19 protein-coding genes are annotated in these 23,395 nt (G+C 63.6%); 7 read left to right on the forward strand and 12 right to left on the reverse strand.

Features of this window, described 5'->3' with window-relative positions; all coding sequences use genetic code 11:
- Nucleotides 1-25 precede the first annotated feature (25 nt).
- Both C84B14_RS12830 and C84B14_RS12835 read left to right on the forward strand, forming a co-directional pair.
- The gene (locus C84B14_RS12830; RefSeq protein ID WP_353224636.1) at nucleotides 26-1,648 is read left to right on the forward strand and encodes a TIGR04141 family sporadically distributed protein; all 1,623 of its coding nucleotides are present in this window, start codon (nucleotides 26-28) and stop codon (nucleotides 1,646-1,648) included.
- Nucleotides 1,649-1,857: 209 nt separating this feature from the next.
- Nucleotides 1,858-2,814, forward strand: coding sequence for a TIGR01777 family oxidoreductase (locus C84B14_RS12835; RefSeq protein WP_353224638.1), 957 nt, complete (start codon nucleotides 1,858-1,860; stop codon nucleotides 2,812-2,814).
- Between the two features lie 81 nt (nucleotides 2,815-2,895).
- On the opposite strand, the gene C84B14_RS12840 is transcribed toward C84B14_RS12835, so the two are convergent.
- Nucleotides 2,896-3,870, reverse strand: coding sequence for an alpha/beta fold hydrolase (locus C84B14_RS12840; RefSeq protein ID WP_353224640.1), 975 nt, complete (start codon nucleotides 3,868-3,870; stop codon nucleotides 2,896-2,898).
- Nucleotides 3,871-4,126: 256 nt separating this feature from the next.
- Here C84B14_RS12840 and C84B14_RS12845 point away from each other — a divergent pair, with 256 nt between their 5' ends.
- A complete protein-coding gene (locus C84B14_RS12845) occupies nucleotides 4,127-5,395 on the forward strand; it encodes a hypothetical protein (RefSeq protein ID WP_353224642.1) in 1,269 nt (422 codons plus the stop codon).
- A gap of 148 nt (nucleotides 5,396-5,543) precedes the next feature.
- On the opposite strand, the gene C84B14_RS12850 is transcribed toward C84B14_RS12845, so the two are convergent.
- From C84B14_RS12850 to C84B14_RS12860, 3 genes are all read right to left on the reverse strand, one after another.
- Nucleotides 5,544-7,049 (reverse strand): condensation domain-containing protein, encoded by a 1,506-nt coding sequence (locus C84B14_RS12850; protein ID WP_353224643.1) that lies wholly within the window; start codon nucleotides 7,047-7,049, stop codon nucleotides 5,544-5,546.
- A 557-nt stretch (nucleotides 7,050-7,606) separates the two neighbouring features.
- Nucleotides 7,607-9,784, reverse strand: coding sequence for a methyl-accepting chemotaxis protein (locus C84B14_RS12855; RefSeq protein WP_353224645.1), 2,178 nt, complete (start codon nucleotides 9,782-9,784; stop codon nucleotides 7,607-7,609).
- A 524-nt stretch (nucleotides 9,785-10,308) separates the two neighbouring features.
- Complete coding sequence (locus C84B14_RS12860; RefSeq protein ID WP_353224647.1) at nucleotides 10,309-11,178, reverse strand: LysR family transcriptional regulator; 870 nt, start codon at nucleotides 11,176-11,178, stop codon at nucleotides 10,309-10,311.
- Between the two features lie 129 nt (nucleotides 11,179-11,307).
- Here C84B14_RS12860 and C84B14_RS12865 point away from each other — a divergent pair, with 129 nt between their 5' ends.
- Complete coding sequence (locus C84B14_RS12865; protein WP_353224648.1) at nucleotides 11,308-11,910, forward strand: cysteine hydrolase family protein; 603 nt, start codon at nucleotides 11,308-11,310, stop codon at nucleotides 11,908-11,910.
- A gap of 62 nt (nucleotides 11,911-11,972) precedes the next feature.
- On the opposite strand, the gene C84B14_RS12870 is transcribed toward C84B14_RS12865, so the two are convergent.
- A complete protein-coding gene (locus C84B14_RS12870; protein WP_353224650.1) occupies nucleotides 11,973-12,875 on the reverse strand; it encodes a carbon-nitrogen hydrolase family protein in 903 nt (300 codons plus the stop codon).
- A gap of 18 nt (nucleotides 12,876-12,893) precedes the next feature.
- Nucleotides 12,894-14,234, reverse strand: a complete 1,341-nt coding sequence (locus tag C84B14_RS12875) for an APC family permease (protein ID WP_353224652.1) — start codon at nucleotides 14,232-14,234, stop codon at nucleotides 12,894-12,896.
- A 232-nt stretch (nucleotides 14,235-14,466) separates the two neighbouring features.
- Between C84B14_RS12875 and C84B14_RS12880 the strand changes: the two genes are divergently transcribed.
- The 3 genes from C84B14_RS12880 to C84B14_RS12890 all read left to right on the forward strand — a co-directional run bounded on the left by C84B14_RS12880 (nucleotide 14,467) and on the right by C84B14_RS12890 (nucleotide 17,061).
- Nucleotides 14,467-15,267, forward strand: coding sequence for a LuxR C-terminal-related transcriptional regulator (locus C84B14_RS12880; protein ID WP_353224654.1), 801 nt, complete (start codon nucleotides 14,467-14,469; stop codon nucleotides 15,265-15,267).
- Between the two features lie 97 nt (nucleotides 15,268-15,364).
- Complete coding sequence (locus C84B14_RS12885) at nucleotides 15,365-16,204, forward strand: BPSS1780 family membrane protein (RefSeq protein WP_353224656.1); 840 nt, start codon at nucleotides 15,365-15,367, stop codon at nucleotides 16,202-16,204.
- A gap of 401 nt (nucleotides 16,205-16,605) precedes the next feature.
- Nucleotides 16,606-17,061 (forward strand): hypothetical protein, encoded by a 456-nt coding sequence (locus C84B14_RS12890; protein ID WP_353224658.1) that lies wholly within the window; start codon nucleotides 16,606-16,608, stop codon nucleotides 17,059-17,061.
- Between the two features lie 37 nt (nucleotides 17,062-17,098).
- Here C84B14_RS12890 and C84B14_RS12895 read toward each other — a convergent pair whose 3' ends face one another.
- The 6 genes from C84B14_RS12895 to C84B14_RS12920 form a co-directional block, all read right to left on the reverse strand.
- A complete protein-coding gene (locus C84B14_RS12895) occupies nucleotides 17,099-17,818 on the reverse strand; it encodes an alpha/beta fold hydrolase (protein WP_353224660.1) in 720 nt (239 codons plus the stop codon).
- Between the two features lie 90 nt (nucleotides 17,819-17,908).
- Complete coding sequence (locus C84B14_RS12900; protein ID WP_353224662.1) at nucleotides 17,909-18,124, reverse strand: TIGR02450 family Trp-rich protein; 216 nt, start codon at nucleotides 18,122-18,124, stop codon at nucleotides 17,909-17,911.
- A gap of 31 nt (nucleotides 18,125-18,155) precedes the next feature.
- Nucleotides 18,156-19,544 carry an MATE family efflux transporter gene (locus C84B14_RS12905; protein WP_353224738.1) on the reverse strand — a complete coding sequence of 463 codons (1,389 nt, stop codon included), beginning with the start codon at nucleotides 19,542-19,544 and terminating at the stop codon, nucleotides 18,156-18,158.
- Nucleotides 19,545-19,760: 216 nt separating this feature from the next.
- Complete coding sequence (locus C84B14_RS12910; RefSeq protein ID WP_353224664.1) at nucleotides 19,761-20,840, reverse strand: GGDEF domain-containing protein; 1,080 nt, start codon at nucleotides 20,838-20,840, stop codon at nucleotides 19,761-19,763.
- Nucleotides 20,841-20,937: 97 nt separating this feature from the next.
- On the reverse strand, nucleotides 20,938-22,419 hold the full coding sequence (locus tag C84B14_RS12915) for a vWA domain-containing protein (RefSeq protein WP_353224666.1): 1,482 nt from the start codon (nucleotides 22,417-22,419) through the stop codon (nucleotides 20,938-20,940).
- A 2-nt stretch (nucleotides 22,420-22,421) separates the two neighbouring features.
- A complete protein-coding gene (locus tag C84B14_RS12920) occupies nucleotides 22,422-23,375 on the reverse strand; it encodes an AAA family ATPase (RefSeq protein WP_502949909.1) in 954 nt (317 codons plus the stop codon).
- Nucleotides 23,376-23,395: the final 20 nt, after the last annotated feature.

Consider the following 23,395-nt stretch of genomic DNA (forward strand, 5'->3'; position numbering starts at 1 on the left):
TTATGCATAAAATCTGGGGCAGAAGGTGACTGACAAAAAGCCGTATCAATACCTCAAAGCTCTGTTAGGAAAAGAGCGATTTGCTAATCAATCGTTCCATGATTTCTTAGCCGCCGATTCAAACGTCGAACGATTCGAGATATCAGACGAACACAATTTCGAAGGCGTGTTGTACGTCAAGAATTCCGAAGAACGCAGACCGAAATGGGCTCAGCTGGCGGATTCCCTTGTCGGCGAGCAGGTAGAGCAACTCACGAATCGATCTAGCTCCGCAGTATTAATTATCCGAGTTGATGGCGGCGTATTGGCATTCCCGTTTGGCTATGGCCGATTCTTATTAAACATCACTTGTTTTGAGCAGGATTTTGGCCTTAAAAGCGCACTCAACACGCTAGACCACGAAAGTTTAAGAAGCATCGATCTCCATACGCTTGAAGATCAACCGATCCAAAAGAAGTCGCAAACGCTAAGGGGGTCGGAGGCAAGTGTATTTGGCATAGATATTTTCAAAGATGTACTTCGAGCAGTTACCGGTGCGCCGCGACCGGGAGTTAACTACAAGAATATTGCTGGCGGTGATGCTATCTATTCTTTCGGTGTAGAAATGCTGGTAAATGAGTTTCCACGAGTCGCCGGCGAGCTCGTAGATTATTACCGCGGTGATTTATATAAAACATCGTTCAGTTGGGTCGATAACATCAGGCGCATTAAGGACGGGGGCACAATTAGCGACTTAGACCAGGCTCTGGTCAACGCCATAAAAAATAACGATCAAGATCTAGTTATTACGCTACCAGAGATAATAAAGTGGGACGAAATTCGTGGCTTCAGTTTTACCAGAACAAAGGGAGATATTACGCCTACAATCGAGTCGGCAAAATATCTTGATAACGTCGATGCTGCCACGGTTTCGGTAGAATCAATAAAGCGCGATAGGCTATACGTAACCGATATTCATCAAAATGAATTCAACTACTCGATATATACTTGTCTCTACTTAGAGATCGACCAGGGCGATACCAAAAAAATCATCTTTGGTGGTGTTTGGTATGAAATAGACAAATCCTTCATGAGCGAAATCGAATCGATACTTTCGCAGGTTGAAGTGACAGATATTGCTTTTCCACCAATAGAAGAGTGGATCGAAGAAGACAAATACAAAATTGAGACTGAGGCCGATTATAATGTTCGCGCCTCTGCGTTTCTAGGTTGCCATTTGCTCGATAAAAAATTAGTAAAATCCACAAAGACGACGTCGCCCATCGAGCTTTGTGATTTATTCACTGCTCAAAGGCAGCTTATACACGCAAAACATAGAAAAGGGGGGTCCGCTGGATTGAGTCATTTGTTTGCTCAAGGGAATGTTTCGGCGGAGGTGCTTTTAGGCGATAGAACGTTTCGCAAAAAAGCTCGTACGGTGCTTAGACGAGTAAATCCGCTGGCTGTGGATCTGGTGCCGATTGATGGCTTGAAAAGCGCGGATTATGAAGTCGTTTTTCTGATACTTGGCGCCGACAGTAATAACGTCAAACAGAGCTTGCCATTTTTTAGCAAAGTGAATTTGGCTCGAACGTTTGAAAATCTATCGCAGCGCGGATTCACGGTGCGAATCGGCGGCGCCGCAAAAGTGTCAAGAGAAAATGCATAACAATACGCTGCAGTTGACCGCCCAAAGCGCTGCCGCGGTTCGGGTTCCCTCCGCAGGCTTCGCCTGCTCCGGCGGCAACTGAGCTAAGGCGTTAGATTAATGTATCAGGGCACTAATGCTCCGCTATTATCCCACTGGACGGGGCAGTATCTTGAGAAGTAGTCGTGATAGGCGAGGGGCGCGAGCGACACGACGCCGGTAGAAGCAATATGCATGTCGTTATAGGCGGTGGCAGCGGGTTCATTGGTACGGCCCTTGCGGAGCGGCTTCGCGAGCGGGGCGATCGCGTCACGCTGATTTCGCGGTTTGCTGGCGAGGGGCGAATTACCTGGGCCCAGGTCAAGGATGACCCGTTTCCCGCATGCGACGCTGTCGTCAACTTAGCCGGCAAGCATATTCTCGATCTCACCCGCCGCTGGACGCTAGCGTATCGGGATGAAGTGCTGGCCTCGCGCATTGAAACAACCGAAGCCCTGGTCGCGGCGATCAACCGTATGGCGTCGCCGCCCGAAGTGTTCGTATCCACCGCCGGCAAGTGCTTTTACGGCACGGCCGAGCTCGACGGCGAGCAGGCGTATCCCGAGTTAACGGAAGAGTCGGAACCCATGGGCATCGACTTTCCGGCCGAGCTGGTCAGCCAGTGGGAGCGCGCTGCCGAAGGTATCGACACGAGCCGTACACGGCATGTGCAGGTGAGGATCGGCGTGGTGCTCGGCGCCGTGGAGCGCAAGTCCTATATCGGCAAGCTATGGCGAATCGGCCGCGCGCGCGGCTTTCTGCCCATCATACGACTGCCCTTCTGTCTGGGCATGGGGGCGACCATCGGCCATGGCAGGCAGCCGTTCCCCTGGATTCATATCGACGACATGGTGGGCATTCTGCTGCACGTGATCGACAACCCGCAGCTTCAGGGCCGCTACAACGCCGTCGCGCCGGGTATCGTGTCCAACCATGACTTCACCCATGCCTTCGCGCGGCAGCTGAAGCGACCCGTGGTGTGGGCCGCGCCACGCTGGCTGATTAAACGCGTGGTGGGCGCCGAGCGTGCTTCCATTCTCCTGGAGGGGCAGAACGTAAAGCCCAAGAGAACGCTGGAATCGGGCTACCGGTTCGAGTACCCGACGATCGATAGTGCGTTGGACGACCTCGTTGAGATCACGGTCTGATGCACAGGCGGTTACTGAATCAAATGGCGCCTCGCTGGTCGTGCATATTAGGGAACGTCTTCGAACGGTCGATTCTTGCTGTCAGCCGGCTAGTCCACCCACAAACCCATCAATAGCCACCGCCGTGCGCCGCGGCGCTTCGCGGATCGGCGTATGGCCGACGTCGTCGAACACGGTGACCGTGGCGTTGGGCAGATTGTCTTCCAGTTCCTGGGTGACTTTTACATCGAAGATTGCGTCCTTCCGGCCCCAGATCACGAGTGTGGGCATGCGCAGGGAGTGCAGCACCATATGGAAGGTGCTGGGCGGCAGGTGGGTCTGGGTGTTGAGCAGGCTGTCGAGTACCTGCGTGTAGGCGGCGCGGTGGGCCACGGCCCGTGTGGCCAGGGCCTGCTGGATGCTGTCGGGGATGAACGGCGGCTTGGCCATGGCCACATTTAGCAGGCGCTGGTAGTCGGCCGCCGTTTCAATCGCCAGCGGGTTGTCGCCCTGGGTGATGGCCTGCATCACCGGCGAGGGGTTGTCGGCATAGACGCCGGCGCTGTCCACCAGTACCAGCCCGCGCACCTGCTGCGGGCGGGCCATGGCGAAGAGTGCGGCGACGCCGCCGCCCATGGAGTGGCCGACCAGCACATAGCGTTGCGCGCCGATGGCATCGACAAAACGGCCCAGGGTTTGGGCCATGCTGTCGGCGGAGGCGTCGTTGGCCAGCGGGGTGCCGCCATGGCCGGGCAGGTCCGGAATGATGACGTGCCAGCGATCGGTGAGATCGCGGGCGACCTCGTTCCAGTGGTTGCGATCGCCGGTGTAGCCGTGCAGCAGGATCAGCGTGGGGGCGTTGGCCGGGCCGCCCTCGGAATAAGGCATACCGCGGCCGTCCGGCAGGGTGGCGGTATGGTTGGTCAGCCCCGCCCAGGCGCGTTCCTGTTGCATGAAGGCATCGAGCTGCGCGGTGGCAGACCCGCTGCCCATATGGGCACAGCCGGCGAGCAGGCCAAGCGCGGCAACCAGCAGCAGCCGGCTGAAAACAAGGGCGTGATTCGAGCGATGACGCATGGCGATCTCCAGCAGCGCCGGCTGATCGGGCCGGCCTTGTGCATCATGGCACGTGCGCCGCGAACGGCGCGCGGTCGCGGCGTCGGCGGTTGGCATGATCGAAAGGCGATAGCCGGCGCGGTTAGCGATGAGGGCGATCGGTCGCGGTGCACGAAGCGCCTACGAGCAGCCGTTATAATCGGCCGCCAATCCATAAAGCCGGCCCGCAAGGTTCTGCGCAGCGTTTGTCGCAGCCTGACGCGGACCGGGATGCGCGATGCACCCTGCGTTTTTTGCTTTGCTGTTCGTGCTGGTTGTCAGCATTCCGTTGTGGCTTCGCTACCAGCGCCACCGCAGGGTGTCGCGGCGGCTGGCCGCCCAGGATGACGCCGATACGCTGTCGCCGCGGGATCAGCTGGCCGTTGCCCTAGCATATCCGCACGAAGTCCTGATCGATGGCCGCGTGCACGCCACTCAAGGAGAGTTCGGCGTCACGGGCGGCCCCAGCCGCGACCGGCGAATTTATATCGGCGATCTATGGGTGCGCGTGCATGAAAGCCTGCTGGAGTCGATCGCGCCGTATTGCACCGCCCGTGTCGTACGCGCCTGGGACAAGTCGCTGGTGGTCGAACTCAACGGCGTGCCCGTGCTGCCTACGCTGGTGGCGGGCGATACGCCGCCGGAAAACCACAAAGACCACGGCGTGCGGTTGCTGGGTGAGTACCGCGAGAGCGGCGCCGATTTTCGTCTGCGCTTGAGCGACAGCGCGGTCGAAACCGGCGGCTTGCGGGTGATAAGCGCGAGCCTGATCGCCCTGGGCGCGGTGATCGTGATGCTGGCGGTGCCGAGCCTGCACCCGGTGTGGTTCGGCGTGGGCAGCCTGCCGCTAGTCTGGGGTTTGCTCGTCTATAGGCCCGGGTCGAGCGTGGGCAGGTACGAGCAGGGCGAGCGCCTGTTTCGGGTACGCGGCCGCGTGAGCGTGGCCGACCGCGAAGCGGATATACCGGGCAGCGAACGAATCGGCGAGCTAACCGGCGATGAGTCGGCGCGTATATCGCAGATGATGATCAACCAGGCGGCCACCGGGCCGGTTCTCAGCCTAGCCCGGAAATGGCCCGTGGTGCTGATCGGCAATATCGTGTTTCGCTACCCCGAACACTGGCTCGAAACCCTGCGCGAGCGTACGCCGGCGGTCGCCGACGTCACGGTGACGCAGCGTGGGCAGGTGATCAGCCATGCGGCGTTGTCGCGCTACAACGAGCTGCGACATTTTCCGCCCGTGGACTGGCTTTCGCACGCGCTGGTGGCCGGTTTGGCCCTGGCGGCTATCGCGATCGCGCTTTTTTGCGGCACGGCGACCTATCGCACGCCCATGGATCTTGCGGCCAGTGCATCAGCTATGGACTGGCTCGACCGGCTGCCGGCGGCGCTGGCGTTCTATGGCCTGGCAGGACTTGGCGTGTATCACGGTATTTGTGCCGTGGTGGGGTTGTTGCGCGGACGCGATCGCAGCGCGCGCCTGGCGCGCTGGCTGGCTGCGCAATAGTTTGCCGGGAGGCGGGTGGCCTAGCCATAGGGCACGCGAAGATGCGACCGGCTACGTAGCGCGCTCGGAAAACGCCGTCGATCGGCGCGATCGGGTTGGAGGCACGCCAAGGACGAGCCCGCCGGGGGCGGCGGGCTCACGGAGCGGCTCAGGCAGCACAAACGGCAGAAGCCGGCGCTGCCTCGTAATGGTCGATAATCGTCTGCCAGCGGTCGCGTTCCTGGGCGATGTTGCAATCGCCGTGGGCGATCACTTCGTCGACGATGGCGCGGAACAGGCCGGCAAACGCGGTCAGGCCGGCGCTCATCTCCGCGGTATCGGGATGCATGAAGTTCAGGTTCGTGCCGTGCCCGACCCGGTTGACCCAGTAATGCACCGACTTGGCATTGCGCCGGGTACCGATCACGGTAAAGGCATGGGCCGAGAGATCGCGAAAGGTGGGGATCAGCCGGGTATCGATGAACGACAGGCTGGTCATTTCCGGCGGCATGCTCGACAGCGCCGGGTCCACCACCTTCTGGGCCGGGTAGACCGGGACGCCGATCATGCTGCGCGCGGCCTTGTTGGCCTTGCGGGCGGCGGCCACGGTCTCGGCAAAGGAGTCGGCAATCGTGAACTCCAGCGGCACCGGATGCGCGAACCAACCCATGCTGTAGTGCTCGGCCTCGGAAACACGCGTCGAGCGCGGCGTGCAGATGGTAAAGCGCTCGCTGTGGCGCACCAGCCGCTCGATCAGGGCGGCCACGGCCGTGAAGCCGGCGCTGAGCGAGCCGCCTGCTTCGGCACAGGCCGCCTCGAAGGCCTCGGATTCGGCCACCGATAGAAAGTCGGGAATGGTGGTCATGCGACCCGGCGCGAAATCTTCCGGGCCGTTCAGCCCGGTGGCAAAGCAGAAGTCCGGCAATGCGCCGCCGTGCAGGGCCTTGAAGCGCTCCCATTCCGCCACCTGGGGCGAATCGGGCGTCAAGCGGGCGCAGTAGGCGGTATCGCGCCGGGCATAGTCGGCATACGACGCGCTTTCGGGTAGTTGATCGAACGGGTCGCGCCCGGCACGGAACGCTTCGTAGAACATCATGAGCTCTTCGAAAATCATGAACACCGAAAACCCGTCGGTCAGCAGATGATCGAGACAGACGGCGACGGTGAACTCCGGGTTGGCGGTATCGGCGCCGGCGTTCTCGATACCGAGCGCACTGAAAGAGAACAGATCCCATTCCGGAATGCGCGGCTGGCGTACATCGATCACCGATGCGAAATCGGCCCCGCCACTGCCGGGCGCGGCCAGGTCCACCGACTCGGCGCTGAGCTCGATATCGTGCGCGGCCACGGTGCGGCTGGCCCAGTCGCCGTCGCGATAGTGAAAGCCTGTGTGGTAGACGTCGTGGCGCTGCAGATGCGCTTCGCAGGCTTGTTTGAAGGCCGCGTCGTCGTAGTGGTCGAACACCTTGAACGCAATGCCGAGAATGCGCACCGCATTGCCCTGCATATAAGCCGAGGTCTCGCGGCTGGAGTCCAGCGCCGCGCGCTGGATTTCCGAAGGCGGCACGCCGTTCTCGGGGGCGCAGGCATGGGCCCGACGGGCGGCGTCGCTGGCGAAAAACAGCCGTGCGGGGCCGGCGGGCGCCGGCCAGTCGCGTAGTAGATTCATCTCCATGGTTAACTCCCTATTACCGATAAACGAATCGAGTGTTCGGGTGTGAACGATCGCTGGTGCGCGATCATTTCATGTCACATGAATTTATCTAAGCAAGTTGCGCGCCAAGGGCGACGGGTACGACACGTCTGCTTGCAGGCGCGGGCTCTTGTGTATCGATACTGCGTTAGCGATATGACGGTTTTTAGACGCGTGGCCTGTGGGCGGAGACGAAGCCGCTCTTCGCCCACGCCTGTGCGAGCGTCCGCGCGCCCCGGCCACGGGCGGTAAAGCCATTGGGGGATAAGACGCACAGCTGCCGGCGTCGACTTCTAGACGACGTTTAAAACAGTTGGCACGGCCAGCCGTTTTGGTGCCGGATTAATGGTCAACACCGGCGGCGGCTATCGGGGCGGATGCAGGCCTGGTAAGAGAACGCGCAAGCGCGCTTGTTATCCGTGTTGGCGAGCGCCGGGCGGCATAGGGGCTCGTTGGACGCGAAAACCGTTTCGTTACGAGCGCCCGGGCGCGGGCCAAGCCAACGCCTGCGCTCGCATCTGCATCGCTACGGTGAACGATTACACGCCATAGGCAGGCGCGGCCGGATCATGCGATGCGTCGGCCCATTGCTCGCTCGGGCGGCGTTCGCTGCGTGCCTGAAACTGTGATGCCGCCTGGGCATTGTGCGAGCTGAGCTTGAACGCGCCGATGATGCGCGCCAGTCGCGTGGCCTCCTGGCTGAGCGAATCGGAGGCGGCCGCCGACTCTTCCACGAGCGCGGCGTTTTGCTGGGTCATTTCGTCGAGCTGGGAGACGGCCTGGTTGACCTCGAGAATGGCCGTGTTCTGCTCCTGTGCCGCGGTGGTGATTTCAGTGATTAGCCCGTTCACGCGATTGACCTGTTCGACGATGGATTTGATCCGCTCGCCCGTGCGCTCAACCAGGGCTTCGCCGTTGGCGGTTTTCTCCACCGAGGTATTGATGAGTGTCTTGATCTCGCCCGCGGCCTGCGTGCTGCGGTTGGCGAGGTTACGTACTTCCTGGGCCACCACGGCGAAGCCGCGGCCCTGTTCGCCGGCGCGGGCGGCCTCTACCGAGGCGTTGAGAGCGAGCAGGTTGGTCTGGAAGGCGATGGAATCGATCACGGCGATGATCTTTTCGATTTCGCGGGCAGAGCCGCTGATGTCGCGCATGGTATCGACTACCGCGGCCATGGATTGGCTGCCTTCGTCTGCCGCCTGAGCCGCCTCGGAAGACAGGCGCGCCGCATGCCGCGAGGATTCGGCCGAGTTGGCCACGGTGCTGGTGAGCTCTTCCATGGCGGCGGCGGACTGCTCCAGGCTGGCGGCCGTGTTCTCGGTGCGCCGCGACAGGTCCACGCTGCCGGTGGAAATTTCGCCGGAAGCCATTTTCACGTTTTCGCTGCTGTCGCGCACGTCGATCATCACGTGGTCGATCTTGTCGACAAAGGCGTTGAACTGGGTCGCCACGGTGGCCAGCTCGTTGCGGCCGGCGACCGGCAGACGCTGGGTGAGATCGCCGTCGCCGCTGGCGATTTCACGCATGCGATCGCCAAGCTGACTCAGCGGACGGGCAATACTGCGGCCTACCATCCAGATCAGGACCAGGCCGAGCAGGGCAACCAGGCCGCTGACGAGAACCATGCCCAGGGTGTCGGCCGTACGCTGGTCGGCGAGGTCGCCTTGCAGCACATCGAGATCGGCCATGACCGCGGCCACCGGCAGCTGCATGACCAGCGTCCAGACGGTATCGGTATTGCCGACCCGAACCGGGCGATAGGATTCGATCATCTCGCCGTTGGTCGAACGGGTGCTGACCGCTTCGCCGCTCTGGCGGGCCTGGGCCAGCTTTTCGAGCCCTTCCGCGCTCAATACGCTCGTCGCCGGTTGGCCGAGTCGGGCTGCATCGCCGGTGTAGGCGACCAGCCGTCCCAGCGGCGCGACCAGCGCCATGCGCCCCGCGCCTTCATAAAGACCCTGGTTCGACTGGCTGAGCAAGGTCTGGATGAAATCCACGGATACGTCGGTGCCGGCCACGCCCTTGAACGCGCCATCCACCACGATGGGCACGCTGAAGGTGGCTACCATCACGCGCTTGTCGTCGTAGTCGTAGAACGCTGGGTCCACCACACAGGTGTCGCCGCCTTCTTTCGGACACAGATAGTATTCGCCGCGTCGGATGCCGGACTCCAGCATCTTGGGGTTTTCCATGCCGGTGATGTCGAGGGCCGATACTTCAGCAACGCCTTGGTCGTTCTTGAATGCCCAGGGCCGGAAACGGCCGCTGCCATCATAGCTCTGCGCGTTGTTTTCGGGCACGACATAGGCATCGTCGTTGCCGAAGGCGTTCGGCTCCCAGCCGATGAAGGCATCCAGCAGGAAGTCGTTCTTTGCCACGGCCTGTTGGACCAGCGCCGACAGCTCCGGGCGGCCGAATTCGAACGCGGCGCTGTTCGCACCCGGCTCGGCCGCCAGTTCGCTTGCCGCGGCCAGGTCGCGGGCGATGCCCAGGGCCTGTTCCAGCTTGCGGTTGATCTGCTCGCCCTGGGCGTTGGCCAGGGCGGCCAGGCGTTCGTCGATGGCCCCTTCCAGCAGGGCGCCGGTACGTTGCTCCACGAACTCGCCGGTACGCTTGGTGGCGACATAGTTGTAGATCAGCAGGGCGGCGACCACGCTCAGAATACAGGCGCCAGCGGCCAGTACGACGAAGTGTTTGATCGAGGTGAAATGCTTCATGCGGCGAGGTCCGGATATCAGACGAACAGTGGTGTCATCGGATCCGGCTTGCCTTGAGGCGGATGGGCCGGGTCTCTCTCAAGGTAACGACACGGCTAAAGCAAACTTTAAAACCATGCGCTGGGTGGTATGCACAGCTAAAGCCTCCGTCGATTCTTAATAAAGTGGCGCGAGGAGCGCCAAGCGGGCGCCCTGAGCTAAAACTGGCTGCTGGATGAAAGCCGCTATCTGAGCGATCCCGATAGGTTTCGATCGCTAAATATCTGCCACAAGAACAATTCTCGGTTTAGCCGGCGCGATAACAGGCCGTAATGCTCGGCGCGTGATCGATAGCGCAAGAGAAAATTCATGTTGAGTGCAGTTGTTCGCGGCGTGATATGCCGTATCAAAAACCGGCCAGCCGCAGCTGACAGGACCCGCAGATACAAATGGCCGATACCGTCTCGCGGGGCATGAAACGCATGACGGGCGTCGACAAGCACGGCGGCAGGCATGCGACACCTGGCGGACGGGCGAGATTGTTGTCAGTCGGTGGCAACGACCCAGTGGCCATCGCACAGGGTTTGGGCAAGCCAGTCGGCGACCACCCGCAGGCGCGGCAGATGCGCCATGTCCTGATGGCGCACCAGCCAGAGTTCGCGCCCGGCAGGGTCGATATCCAGCATGGCCAGGCCCGGGGTGCGATCGCCGACACAGCGGGGCATGAGGCAGCAGGCGCCGGTGGCCAGTGCCAGCTCGGCGATGATGCCCCCGCGGTTGGCGCGCAGCAGAGTTCGTCGTTCGGGGAAATGTTCGGCCAGCCATTGCTGTTCGGGCTTGTCGATGAAGGCCTCATCCAGATCCACCCACGGCGCGCGGTACGGATCGGCGTTCCTGTCGGCGGCATAAATGCCGTAGGCGAGATCGCCCAGCCGGCGGACATCGAGGGTGGTGCCGGCCGGCCGGGCCAGGCGCAGGGCGATATCGGCCTCGCGCTGGGCAACGCGCAGGTTGCGATTGCCGCCAATCAGGTCGATACGCAGGCCCGGATGCTCGGCGAGCAGGGCATCGATGCGGGGTGCCACTGCGTTTTCGAGCACGCCATCCACGCCGGTGATGCGTACCAGGCCGGAGACGGGCTGGCGGCCGGGCGGCCTTTCCAGGCCGGTCAGCGTCGCGGCGAGCCGGTCTTCCATGGCACGGGCGGTGTCCAACAACGGTTCGGCGTGGGCGGTGGCCCGGAGGCTTTGGCCGTCCCGGCGCAGCAACGGCTGGCCCAGTTTTTGTTCGAGGCGCTGCAGCCGTCGTGCCACGGTGGTCTGGTTCACGCCGAGCTCGCGCGCGGCCGCGCTCATCGTGCCGCCGCGACATACCAGCGCAAACGTTTTCAGGCCTTCCCAGTCGAGCGTGCTCATAACGACTTTGTACTCTATCGCGGGTCTGCATTTATGCAGAATGTGCCTGCAAAAGCCCCGATTTTAATTGCGAATTAGCAGGTGCATGATGTGCCCGTCCTATTCACCCGTCCATTCAGGAGAGACAAGATGTCCGCACAAACCATGCTCCAGATCGCCGGCGCGGCGCTGCCGCTCGGCACGCCGAAAAACGCCGCCCTTATCGTGATCGATGCCCAGGAAGAATATCGCGACGGCGCCCTGTCGCTGTCGGGCCTGGCGCCGGCGCTGGATAACGTCGCCCGCCTGATCGCCCACTGGCGCGGAAACGGCGGCACCGTCATCCATTTCGTGCACCACGGCGAATCGGGCGGGCCGGTATTCGACCCGGACGGGCAGTATGTCGAGATCATGTCGGAGGTGGCGGCTAACGAGGGCGAGCCGGTGATCGTCAAGCATGTGCCCAACGCCTTCGGCGGCACCGATCTGCAGGCCCGCCTGCAGGCGGCGGGCATCCAGCAGCTCGTGCTCGCCGGTTTCATGAGCCATGTCTGCATATCGACCACGGCACGGGCAGGCCACGAGCTGGGTTATCCGGTCACGATTGCCGAAGATGCCGTCACCACGCGGGATCTGCCGGCCACCGACGGTCGCGGCGCGATCACGGCCGCGCAACTGCACCGCGCCGAGATGGCGATACTGTCGGATATCTTCGCCCGGGTGACGGCGACCGAAACCATCGTATCGGCCTGAAATCGCCCGGACAGCACGCCCCGATCGCCGTTGCGGTGGTCGGGGTGTTTGGCCTGGGCGAGCTAGTCGTGGCCGCCCCAGCGGCGCGGATCCAGCCGGCCTTCGTACATGGGCAGCTCCAGCGCCGGATCGTCTGCGCGCCACTGCGACCACAGCCGATTGAGGCCGGCGGTGCCGAAGCGGCGCACGCGCGTGACCTCGTCCAGGTTGAGCACGTCGGTCAGCGTGCCGGCGGTGGCGCCAGTCAGCTGCGCACGCACCCGGCCTTCCGGGTCGATGATCGCACTCTCGCCTACGCCGGAGGGCGTGGCGGCATTGACGCTGACCAGAAACACCTGGTTGAAGATCGCGTTGGCGCGGATGAGCACCTGTTCCTGGGCACGGTCGCTGGTGGTGGTGGCCACCGGGTTGACGATGACTTCTGCGCCCATCCAGGCCAGCTGGCGACAGACTTCGGGAAACCAGATGTCGTAACAGATCGCCAGGCCGATCCGCCCGATGCCCGGCACGTCGAACACGGTGAACGCCGAGCCTGGCCGATAAGGCTCGAACGGGCGCCACGGAAAACACTTGCGATAAGCCGCCACGCAGTCGCCGGCCGGCGAGAACACGGGCGCGGTGTTGTAAAGGTGGCCGTCCGTGCCGCGTTCGCACAGGCTGCCCGGTTGCAGCCATATGCGATGGCGGCGGGCGATATCGGCAAGCGCGCGCATACGCGGGCCGTCGATGGGCTCGGCCGCGGCCTCGAGCTGGGCACGGCGTTGCTCGGGCGTGCCCGCGTTCGGGCACAGGTGCATTTCCGGGTAGCAGACCAGCCGCGTTGTCGCTTCGGCTTCCGCGCTGAAATTGGGGCCGAAGTCGCTCAGCTGTACGGCGAGCTCCTGCTCGAATGCCTCGTAGTCGTCGCTGTTCAGGGCAGCCTGGGCCGGGCCCTGGATTGCCAGCACGGGTAGAAAACGCGTCATCGGTCGCTCCGCTGCGGGCTATTCTGCGTCGTCGAATTGGACCTGCGGCGGCTGACGGGTGAAACCGCGGGTCAGATAGGTCAGCTGCGCCAGGCCCAGCGCCAGCCAGATCAGGCCCAGCACGACGGCATGGCTGTCGAGCTGGGTGAGCAGTACCAGGTTCACCAGGGCGCCGATGCCGGGAATGATCAGGCCACCGATCACGCCGTAGCGATCGCGGGTCGGGCGATCGCGTCGGTACATGAACAACACCGACACGTTGACCATGGTGAAGGCGATAAAGGCGCCGAAGTTGATGAACGAAGCCGCCGAGAGCACGTCCAGGAAAATGGCGACGATGCCAATGGCCCCGGTGAGTACGATATTGAACACCGGGGTATGGAAGTTCGGGTGCAGTTTGCCGAACAGCCGGCGCGGCAGCACGGCGTCGCGGCCCATCGCATAGAGCAGCCGCGATGCGCTGGCCTGGGCCGCGATGCCGGAGGTGAACTGGGCCAGCACCATGCCGGCCAGAAAGATCGCGCCGAACAGATCGGCGCCGATCGTGCGCGCAATTTCGAAGGCGGCCGAGTCGGCATCGTCGAAGATCGCGCCCGGGTGGACCAGCTGGGTGGTGTAGCCCACGGCCACATAAATGCCGCCACCGATGAGCGCGGTCAGCAGAATGGCGCGCGGTATGTTGCGACGCGGCTCGATGGTTTCCTCGGTAAGCGTGGTCACCGCATCGAAGCCCAGAAACGAATAGGCCGCGATGGCCGCACCGGCGGCAATGCTCGACAGGCTGGACTGGTCGTTGAAGAACGGCGTGGTGCTCAGCAGCGCGTCGGCGCCCTCGGCGGCGAATACGTGGCGCAGGGACAGCAGCACGAAAAAGGCGACCACGAGCACCTGAAACACCATCAGCAGCGAGTTCACCCGCGCGGCGAGCTTGATGCCGTAGGCGTTCAAGGCGGTGGTAAGCCCGATGAAGCCGAGCAGGAACACCCAGCTGGGGACCTCCGGGAAGCGCGCGTTCAGATAGGCCGCGCCGATCAGCCAGATGACCATCGGCAGGAAGAAATAATCCAGCAGCACGCCCCAGCCGACCATGAAACCCACGCGATCGTCGATGCCGTTGCGTACATAGGTGTACGCCGAGCCCGAGGCCGGGAAACGCCGCGACATGATGCCGTAGCTGTAGGCGGTGAACAGCATCGCCAGGGTGGTCAGCAGATAGGCCGTGGGTACGGCGCCGTGGGTGGCTTCGGCCACCACGCCGAAGGTGCCCAGCACGATCAGCGGCGTCATGTAGGCCAGGCCGAAGAGCACGACGGCCTTGAGCGTGAGCGTGCGTTCGAGTTGCGTATCGGTTTCGGACATGCCAAGTATCCTCGAGTACGCGGCGCAGCAGCGAAGCCGTTGGCTCGCAGCGCCGGCTAGGTTGCGCCTGGCGCAAACCCCAATTCATACCAGGCCCGAGGCGCGATGCGTGGTAGTCGACACCGTTCGCCAGAGCGCGATCCCAGGTTCCGAAAAAACGATAGCCCTGCGGCGCGGCCGGCGTATATAACCCCGCGGGGGTATGCCAGGGCGCAGGGGGGCGTGTTCGCTTATGGGTGACGTGCAAACGCGGGCGGCCACTGCCCAGACGATACGAGCGCTGGGCACGCCGCAGTTCATGCCCTGTTTCCTGTCGTTGCTGCATACCCTGGCCGCCTTCGACAATCTGATCGTGATCGCCTACTGCGACGAGCAGCGCCCCGAGGCCTTGTATCGGGAATACACCGATCCGGTGGTCTATCTGCCGATGGACAGCGAATATCTGGAAGGGGCCTATGTGCTCGACCCGTTCTACCTGCAGCACCGCGAAGGCCGGGCCAGCGGGGTAGAGCGCCTGGCCGATATCGCGCCCGACCGGTTCCGACGCAGCGAGTATTACCGCAGCTACTATCGTCAGACCACGCTCATCGACGAGATCGCGATCTTCGCGCGCCTGTCGCCGCTGATCACGCTGACCGCCTGCATGGGCCGGGATCGTTCCAGCGGCACTCGTTTTCTGCCGCGCGAGGTTAACGCGCTCAAACGCCACGAAGCCACTTTGAGCGCCTTGATGGAAACCCACTGGCGCGATTATCAGCCGGCGCTGGGCACGCCGGCCCGGGCGCTGCCGCTGAGTCAGCGCCTGCAGCATGCGCTGGCGCGCGAGCACGGCGTGCAACTGAGTCCGCGCCAGGCGGAAGTGGCGCTGTATATCCTGCGCGGGCATTCCTCGCAGTCGATTGGCCGGGCCCTGGGTATCAGTGCCCAGACGGTGAAGGTTTTCCGGCGTCAGCTCTATGCCAAATGCGCGGTGTCGTCGCAGGCCCAGCTGTTTGCCCTGCTGCTGCCGTTGCTGACCGGTCTGGGCGAATAGACCGCCATCCCGGCCGGGCGTCGGATTCTGATATAAAACGGGTGGGGCAGCCGGCCCGACCTCGTCGTGCCGGCAGGCGGTCTATTGGGGAAGCCAAATGCAGGAACGGTCACTGGAGCCGGCATGTCAGATCACGCCGGCGCGGCGGGTTGGCGCACGCCGTGGCTGGCAGTGGTGGCGCGAGAGTATTGAGCTGTTATCGGTGGATACCGAACGCTGGATCGTTGCCGTCTTGCTTTTGATGGGCGTCGGGCTGGGCGTGGCTATCGTCTGCGAGTTCTTGCCCTATATCGGCGATCTGATTACCGGCCTGGTGATGCCGGTGTTTTCGGTGGGGTTTCTGTACCTGGTCTATCGCGTGCTCTACGGCCATACCTTCGCCTATGGCAATGTGCTGATCGGGCTACGCTATCGCACCACGGCCCTGCTGCTCGCCGGGGCGGCCCAGGTGGGCCTGCAGGTCATGGCCGGCGTGGCGTTCTTTTTCCTTTACGGGCTGTTCAATTCAGGCGTGCCCGCCGCCGAATTCGCGCGCGGCAGCCTTTCCCTTGCGGTGATGGTGCTCTTCTTCCTGCTGGCCACCTTTCTCTATCTCGCCGCGGTTTGGTTTCAGCCCGCGCTCGTGTTTTTTGGTGAAAGCGGGCCGGTACAAGCGATCAAACAGAGCTTTCACGGCGTATGGATCAACTGGCGCGCGTTCACCCTGTATGGGTTGGTGGGCCTTGGCGTGGTCGTGCTCCCCAGCGCGGTGTTTCTGCTGCTTTTCAGCATGGTCGCTGCATTCACGGCCGGTCTGCTCGCGCTGATTCTTTATGTTTTGGTCGGTATCGCGGCACTTGCGACGTCGTTGTTCTTTCTGGCCGTGATGGGCATGACCACTTATATGGCCTTTCGCGATATCTACGGGCTGGAGGCCGATACGGGCCGTTTTATCTAGGGAAGCTCTGCACAACCTGTCGCGGTCGCGCCGGCGTGCTTTGCGCGCGATTGACAGACAAGGGAGAGCGTAGCGTGCCGAAGCCAAAAAAAGTGGCACGGTAGCGAACACTGACGCCGATCAAGCTCGCGCAAAGCCGGCGGCCTGCAAGGGGTTCGGCCTCACAGACGCCGCGACTGCGTTGCCGAGCTTGACCTGCCAATGAGGCAGGCGCTGCGCTCGGACGCCTTGCCGCAACGTCTGTGAGGACTCGAACGCGACCCGCGAGAGGTTGTGCAGAGCTTCCCTTGCCGAAGCAGCGGTGAAGCCGTCCGTACAAGAATAGTCGATGACGCACTAAAGTTATCGCGCAGACCGGCCGATAGGTCGTCGTGGACCCGACGTGCCGACAGGCGCAAAACATGAGTGAGCTCGCGATCGGTACGGCCAACGCCGCCCCACCTGCCGCATCGGCCCAGGCGGCCAATAACCGGCCGCAGTCGGAACAGGCCGGCCAGACCAGCGCGCCGCCGCTGCGGCCGAAGACCGACACCGACGAGTCGGGACAGGTGGAAGAAAAGTCGCGGGTGGCCGGTCTGCAAGCCCAGATTCAGGCCCTGGAACAGCAGCTGCGCTGGCAAATGCAGGCGCTCGAGGTTGCACAGACGCACGCCACCCAGAGCAGCAACGCCGCTCAGGCCGGGGAGGCGAGCGATGTGGCGGCCAGCAGGGCGTCGGACAGCTCCGATGTGCAATCCGCTCGATCGCGGGTTGCCGGTACCCAGGCGTTGCTGCAGGTGGCCAAGACCCAGCTTTCCCAGGTGCTGGTGGACTCGGGGCGGGGGCTGGCCGGCCACAGCGTGGACGTGAAGGTCTGAGTCGACCGGGGCGTTATCGCCGCGGCATGCAGAGGCGCTAATCGTCTTTTAAAAGCGCGGGCAGTTGGGCGAGCACCTGTTTCGAAAAACCCATGCCCACATGGGTGCCGGTGACCCGGATATGGCGGACATCGTCGCTGAAGCGATCGATACAGGCCTGCCACGCCACCACGCCGTCGGCTTCGCTGTAAATCGCGCGCACCGGACGTTCGATGGGCGTGGCATAGCGCTCCAGCGAGGCCGCTGCCAGCGCGTCTACGGACAGGCCACGGCGTTTATAGAGACGGTTCACGCTGGTGTATTTCGGCCCGCCTACAACCGGGCTGCCGATGGTCACCACGCGGCGTACGAGTTCTGGGTGCTCGCGGGTGATTTCGCGGGCGATATAGCCGCCCAGACTCCAGCCCACCAGCGCTACCGGTTCGCCGAGCCGTTCGACGAGTGCCTCGAGGCGCTCGACCACGCGCGGCGCCAGCGTGGCCACATCGCCGTGGTTCTTGCCCTGGCCCCAGTCCCAGGTACGAAAACCGCAGCGGCGCAGGTAGCGGCGGATCAGCCACATGGTGCCGGGGCCGGCCCACAGGCCCGGCAACAGCACGACCGGCTGGTTATCACCGCTGATATCGCGCGGCAGGGGCCGATAGGTCGCCGGGTCCAGGGCCAGCCGTGCGGGTGTGAATAGCTCGCCCACGAGCAGGCGCCGCGGCGGCGCAACCATGCGGTGGCCGTAGCGGCGCTGGAATTCGGCGGTATCCATGGGTCAGGTGCACAGGCGTGACGAAATTCGAACGCCGAGTGTAACCATGCAGGCCGCGCGCCGTGTGTTGGTCACATCGCTTTTGCGCTGCTATTGCCAGCCGATACGCCAGGTTTCGTCATTCTTGAGCGCGCGCCAGGCCTGGGTGATTCGGCGCCGGGTGAGCACGGCCTCGAGCACGACCTGAACGACGTTGTCGTTATCGTCGCGCAGCAGATCGACCACGAGGAAGTGTTTTTCGCCGTTTTCGGGTCGGGCGGCGGTCCACTTGCTGTGCTGTAGCTTGTCCGGATTGATCCTGTTCATGTGCGGGCTCCAGATGTTGGGCGCAACGCCTTCAAGGGCCGGCGGCCGAAAAACGACTCAGCCGTGATGTACGCAGCAGACGCCGGCCAAGCAGGGCCGCGGCCACGCTCAGCCCGGCGATCAGGCCGATCCAGTAGCCGTAGACGCCCAGGCCTTCGAATACCCCGCTCACGCCACGCCCGAGCAGGTTGCCCAGCCCCACGCCCACGCCCCAGTACGACAGCAGGGTCACCACCATGATGATGCGGGTGTCCTTATAGCCGCGCAGCGCGCCGGCAATGCTCACCTGGAGCGCATCGGAAAACTGATAGAGCGTGGCGATCAGCAGCAGCTGGATCGCCAGGTGCTGGACCGCCGGATTGCTCGTGTACAGCGAGACCGCGAAGGGCCCGGCAACCACCAGGATCACGTCGATCACGAATGCCGCCGCCAGTGCGCAGAGCACGCCGTTGAACGCCACGAAGCGGGCATGGCGCAGCTTGCCGCGCCCGAGCGCCTGGCCCACGCGCACGGTCAAGGCCATGCCCAGCGACAGCGGCAGCATGAACAGTACCGAGCTGAAGTTCAGCGCCACGGTATGCGCCGAGATCACGATTTCGCCGTAGCCGGCAAGAAACAGCGCGATCAGCGTGAACAGCGATACCTCGGCAAAGATCGCTACCCCCACCGGCAGGCCAACGCGCAGCAGTTCGCCGATGGGCGCCAGCGCCGGCCAGGAGAACGCCGTGCCGAAGCGGGCACGGGTATAGGCCGGCGCCAGCTTGGTATAGAGCAGCATGGCCAGAAACATCGACCACATCGATATCGCGGTCGCGATACCGCAGCCGGCCGCGCCGCGCGCCGGGATGGCCTGCACCACATCGGGCACGAACGCGCCGAACAGCGCGATCAGTCCGTCGCCGCCAAAGATCAGCACATAGTTGGCGATCACGTTCACGCCCAGGCCGAACAGCGCGAACTGCAGCGAGGCGCGGGTATGGCCCATGCCGTCGGAATAAAAGCGCAGCGTTTCGTACAGGGCGATGGCGGGCAGCCCGTAAGCCACCCCGGTCAGATAGCGCATCGCCAGTGCGAAGACGTCGTCGGGCACCGACAAGAGCGTGAACAGCGGCGTGGCCAGCGTGCGAATACCCAGCGCACAGGCCAGGCCCAGCACGGCCGCTACCCACAGCGCCTGCTGCACGGCAGGGCGGATGTCGCCGAAACGACGGGCGCCCACGTGCTGGGCCACGATCGGCGTCAGGCCCATGAGCGTGCCGATCATGAACAGCACCAAGGGTAGCCACAGGCTGGAGCCGATCGATACCGCGGCCAGATCGGTGGCACTGGCATGACCGGTCATCGCCACATCGACCGTGCCCATGCCCACCTGGGCCAGCTGGGCGCCGACGATCGGCAGCGCCAGGCGAATCAGGCGCATGCTTTCGATACGGCGCAGTCTGGCGTGGCGGATCGTGAACAAAACAGCTCATCCCGGCGGTGCGAATCGTGACCCGCATCTCGATCGCAGTTCGAGCGCAGGGGCCGCGATTCTAGCCTACGGGCTGCGACGATCGTCGCACGCGCCGGGTATGCGCTGACATAGGGCGCCCACGGCGGCGCATCGGCTGGCGTCGTGTCGGCCGGGGCCGCCGGATCAGGCTGCCATCACCCGATCGCGCCCGGCGTTCTTGCCTCGATACAGACGTTCATCGGCACGGGCGAGCAGGCTCTGCAGGTCCTCCGAGGTGGCGTCGAGTTCGGCAACGCCCAGCGTGGCGGTAATCGATATCGCGTGACCGTTGTGCTCGCAGCGCGCGGCGGCGATCGCGTTGCGAAGACGTTCGGCGATCTGCGTGGCCTCGTCGAGCCCGGTACGCGGCAGCAAGAGCGCGAATTCCTCGCCGCCCAGGCGACAGGCCAGATCGCTTTCGCGCAGTGCGTCCTTCAGGCAGTCGGCAAACGCGACCAGGACCTTGTCCCCGGTTTCGTGGCCGTAGTCGTCGTTTATGCGTTTGAAGTGGTCGAGGTCGAGCAATACCGTCGACAAGGGCGTGCCGTATCGATCGGCCTGTGCACGCTGCAGCTGAAACGCTTCGGACAGGCCGGCGCGATTGCACAGCCCGGTGAGCGGGTCGCGCAGTGCGAGCGCGCGCAGGCGGGCTTCGGCCTGTTCACGGGTGACCTCATAGGCATGGGACAGCCCGAAGATGCAGGCCGCACAGAGCACGACGTTGGCGATCGCCGCTATCGCATAGACATCGCCGGTTTGCGCAAGCTTGATCGCAAAGATCGCCAGCGAGATACACAGGAACACCAGGGTGAACCAGAACCCGGCACGCCGACCGAGCAACAGATAGGAAACCACCGGGATGAGGATCGGCCAGACAAAGACCGTTGGCTCTGCGCGTCGATACCAGCAGGCGAACATCATGGTGGTGCAAAAAGGAATCAGGTAGGCGAGTATCCAGCGGTCCAGGTGGATTTCGGGCCGGCGGATGACCCACAGCAGCAGGCCGGCATAGGCGGCCATCGTCAATTCCGCCAGAGCCACCGGGTGGTTGCCGACCGTGATGTTAACGCTCGCAAAGAAGACGCCGCAGCTAATCGTGAGCCACAGCAAGGCGCGCAGTACGGCCCTGCGATGCGGGGCATTCGTGGCGGGGAGGGACAGCTCGACGTCTGCACCCTGTGCCGACTGCCAGCCCTGGCCGGCTGCTGTCTGTTTCGGTATCACGCCGTGCGTTCCCGTTCCTGTATCCCCCGATCGAGTTATAGCGCAAACGGCCATGCCGGGCGAGCCGGGCGCAGGCACAACAGCGGCAGGGCCGCAGTCAGCGCACGTGGCGCAATAGATCCGACACCACGCGTTCGAGCTGGGCCAGCGAGCCGCATTCGTTGACCTGGTGGCAATGCGCGCGATAGCGGCCCATGACCGAATCGCCGGTATCCCAGGCCACGCGCGGCTCCGGATTGAGCCAGATCACGCGCCGGGCACGATCGTAGATCTTGTGCAGCAGGTCGGTGCGGGCGTCGCCTTCGTTATTGCGGGCGTCGCCGAGGATGAGCACCGTCGAGCGTCGATCCACGTCGGCTAGGGCGGTGCGCTCGAAATCGGCCAGGGCATGGCCATAGTCGGTACTGCCCTGGCCGTGTGCCGCCAGGGTGCGTTGCATGGCCTCGTCCAGCTCGTGCTGCTTGAACAGGTCGGTGACCTCGGCCAGATCCGAACAGTAGGCAAACGCGCGTACCTTGGGCAGCACGTCGCCCAGGCTGTAGAGAAACATGAGCATGAAGCGTGCGTACAGCGCGACCGAGCCGGAGACATCGCAGAGCGCGAACACCTGCGGCCGCTCGACTTTTTTCGAGCGCCAGGCCAGTTCGATGAGCGTGCCGTCGTGGCGCATATTGCGGCGCACGGTACCGGCGACATCGAGCGTGCCCCGCCGTTTGACGCGCTTCTTGCGCGAATGCGCAGCGATGAGCTGACGCGCCATGCGCTCGATCGCCCGGCGCATGAGCGCATCGTCGCGCCGCGAGATCGCCGCCAGCCGGGCGCGATAGAGCAGCTGCTCGCGCAGTCGCTCGCCCTGGGCATCGGCATGCAGCAGGAATTGGCGCTCGACATGATCGCGTACGCGAACACGTAGCTGTTCGTAGCGCCGCCGCAGCTCGGCGGCGAGCGCGCGCTCGCTTTCGCTGGCGGCGGCCTCGCCGGCCAGAATTTCGTCCAGCAGCGGGCCGCGGCCCATGCTGTCGAGAATGCGGCGGGTGTACAGCCCCTGCTGGGTGAACACCTTGATGTCTTCAAGACCGTGCGCGCGGGCCGCCTGCGACATCGCCATGGCCAGGGCATTGCGCGCGTCGGTCATGAGCTGACGGCCGAGTGGCGAACGGGCGGCGGCCAGAGACGCGCCGGTCGCGCTGGCCTGAGATCCGGTGTCGGTTTCGTCGTTGCCACCAGTCGCATCCTCCGGCGTCGTGCCGCCGCTGCCGCTGCCGCCGCCCTGGCGCTGGCCAGGCGCGGCGGATTGTTCGTTCGCTGGGGTCTCGGGTTCGCAAGGCGGGTCGCGATCGGGCGCCGCTTCTGCGTCGGTGAAGGCGTCGAAGCGGAAGAACTGCTCGAAGCAGGCATCGAAGGCCTCGGCTTCGTCGTGGCTCTTGGCCAGCACCGCGGCCAGGGCGTTCTTGAGCTGGCCGCGGTCATGCCAGCCGATCATCTCGGCGGCACGAAACGCATCCAGTGTTTCCGCGGTGGAGACACGCACATCGGCCGCGCGCAGTGCACGCACGAAATCGGTGAGCGTGCGTTGCACGGCTAGTCGACCACGTGGCGCATGAGCGTGGGCAGCTGGGATTCGACTGCCTCCACGTCGTCTTCGAACTTGAGCAGCACGTTGAGCGTGTCGCGTACCCAGGCTTCATCGAGCGTATCGGCGTTGAGCAGCAGCAGGGTCCTCGCCCAGTCGATGGTTTCGCTGATCGCCGGCGTCTTGCGCAGTTCCAGCGTACGCAGTTTCTGGACGAAGGCCACCAGCTGGCGACGCAGCGCGGCCGTGACCTCGGGCACGCGGGTTTCGACGATCCGTTGTTCCAGCGCCGGCTCGGGGAAGGGGATATACAGATGCAGGCAGCGGCGCTTGAGCGCATCGGATACGTCGCGGGTGTTGTTGGAGGTCAGAAACACGATCGGCGGCGTGCCGGCAGCGCGAATGGTGCCGATCTCGGGCACGGTGACCTGATAGTCCGAGAGCATTTCCAGCAGCAGGGCTTCGAATTCCTCGTCGGATTTGTCGATTTCGTCGAGCAGCAGCACGCTGCCGTGCGGCTCGCGCAGCGCTTTCAGAAGCGGGCGTGCTTCCAGAAAATCTTCGGAAAAGAAGATGTCGTCGTAGCGATGCAGCTGCGCCACCGATTCGCGCAGCCCGCGGGCACCGCCCAGCGCATCGTCGATCTTGTCCTTGAGCACCTGGATATAGAGCAGCTGCTTGCCGTATTTCCATTCGTAGAGCGCCTTGGCCTCGTCCAGGCCTTCGTAGCACTGCAGACGGATCAACGGCAGTTCGAGCATGGCGGCCACGGTCTTGGCCAGCTCGGTCTTGCCCACGCCGGGCGGGCCTTCCACGAGTACCGGCTTCTGCAGCTGCGCGGCTAGATAGACCACGGTGGCGATGCGGCTCGAGCCGATATAGCCGTGTGCGGCGAGCGCGCCGCTGACGGCATCGACGTCGGTCAGGATGTCGGCAGGCGAATAAGCGGGCGAGTCGGCCACGACGGCTCCGGGGGAAAACA

The organism is Salinisphaera sp. C84B14, assembly GCF_040361435.1.
Taxonomy (GTDB): Bacteria; Pseudomonadota; Gammaproteobacteria; order Nevskiales; family Salinisphaeraceae; genus Salinisphaera.

Excerpts from the sequence above, each read along its gene's own strand:
- C84B14_RS12835 (WP_353224638.1), top strand. The coding sequence starts at position 1,858 with ATGCATGTCGTTATAGGCGGTGGCAGCGGGTTCATTGGTACGGCCCTT.
- C84B14_RS12840 (WP_353224640.1), bottom strand. The coding sequence starts at position 3,870 with ATGCGTCATCGCTCGAATCACGCCCTTGTTTTCAGCCGGCTGCTGCTG.
- C84B14_RS12845 (WP_353224642.1), top strand. The coding sequence starts at position 4,127 with ATGCACCCTGCGTTTTTTGCTTTGCTGTTCGTGCTGGTTGTCAGCATT.
- C84B14_RS12850 (WP_353224643.1), bottom strand. The coding sequence starts at position 7,049 with ATGGAGATGAATCTACTACGCGACTGGCCGGCGCCCGCCGGCCCCGCA.
- C84B14_RS12855 (WP_353224645.1), bottom strand. The coding sequence starts at position 9,784 with ATGAAGCATTTCACCTCGATCAAACACTTCGTCGTACTGGCCGCTGGC.
- C84B14_RS12860 (WP_353224647.1), bottom strand. The coding sequence starts at position 11,178 with ATGAGCACGCTCGACTGGGAAGGCCTGAAAACGTTTGCGCTGGTATGT.
- C84B14_RS12865 (WP_353224648.1), top strand. The coding sequence starts at position 11,308 with ATGTCCGCACAAACCATGCTCCAGATCGCCGGCGCGGCGCTGCCGCTC.
- C84B14_RS12870 (WP_353224650.1), bottom strand. The coding sequence starts at position 12,875 with ATGACGCGTTTTCTACCCGTGCTGGCAATCCAGGGCCCGGCCCAGGCT.
- C84B14_RS12875 (WP_353224652.1), bottom strand. The coding sequence starts at position 14,234 with ATGTCCGAAACCGATACGCAACTCGAACGCACGCTCACGCTCAAGGCC.
- C84B14_RS12880 (WP_353224654.1), top strand. The coding sequence starts at position 14,467 with ATGGGTGACGTGCAAACGCGGGCGGCCACTGCCCAGACGATACGAGCG.
- C84B14_RS12885 (WP_353224656.1), top strand. The coding sequence starts at position 15,365 with ATGCAGGAACGGTCACTGGAGCCGGCATGTCAGATCACGCCGGCGCGG.
- C84B14_RS12890 (WP_353224658.1), top strand. The coding sequence starts at position 16,606 with ATGAGTGAGCTCGCGATCGGTACGGCCAACGCCGCCCCACCTGCCGCA.
- C84B14_RS12895 (WP_353224660.1), bottom strand. The coding sequence starts at position 17,818 with ATGGATACCGCCGAATTCCAGCGCCGCTACGGCCACCGCATGGTTGCG.
- C84B14_RS12900 (WP_353224662.1), bottom strand. The coding sequence starts at position 18,124 with ATGAACAGGATCAATCCGGACAAGCTACAGCACAGCAAGTGGACCGCC.
- C84B14_RS12905 (WP_353224738.1), bottom strand. The coding sequence starts at position 19,544 with ATGCGCCTGATTCGCCTGGCGCTGCCGATCGTCGGCGCCCAGCTGGCC.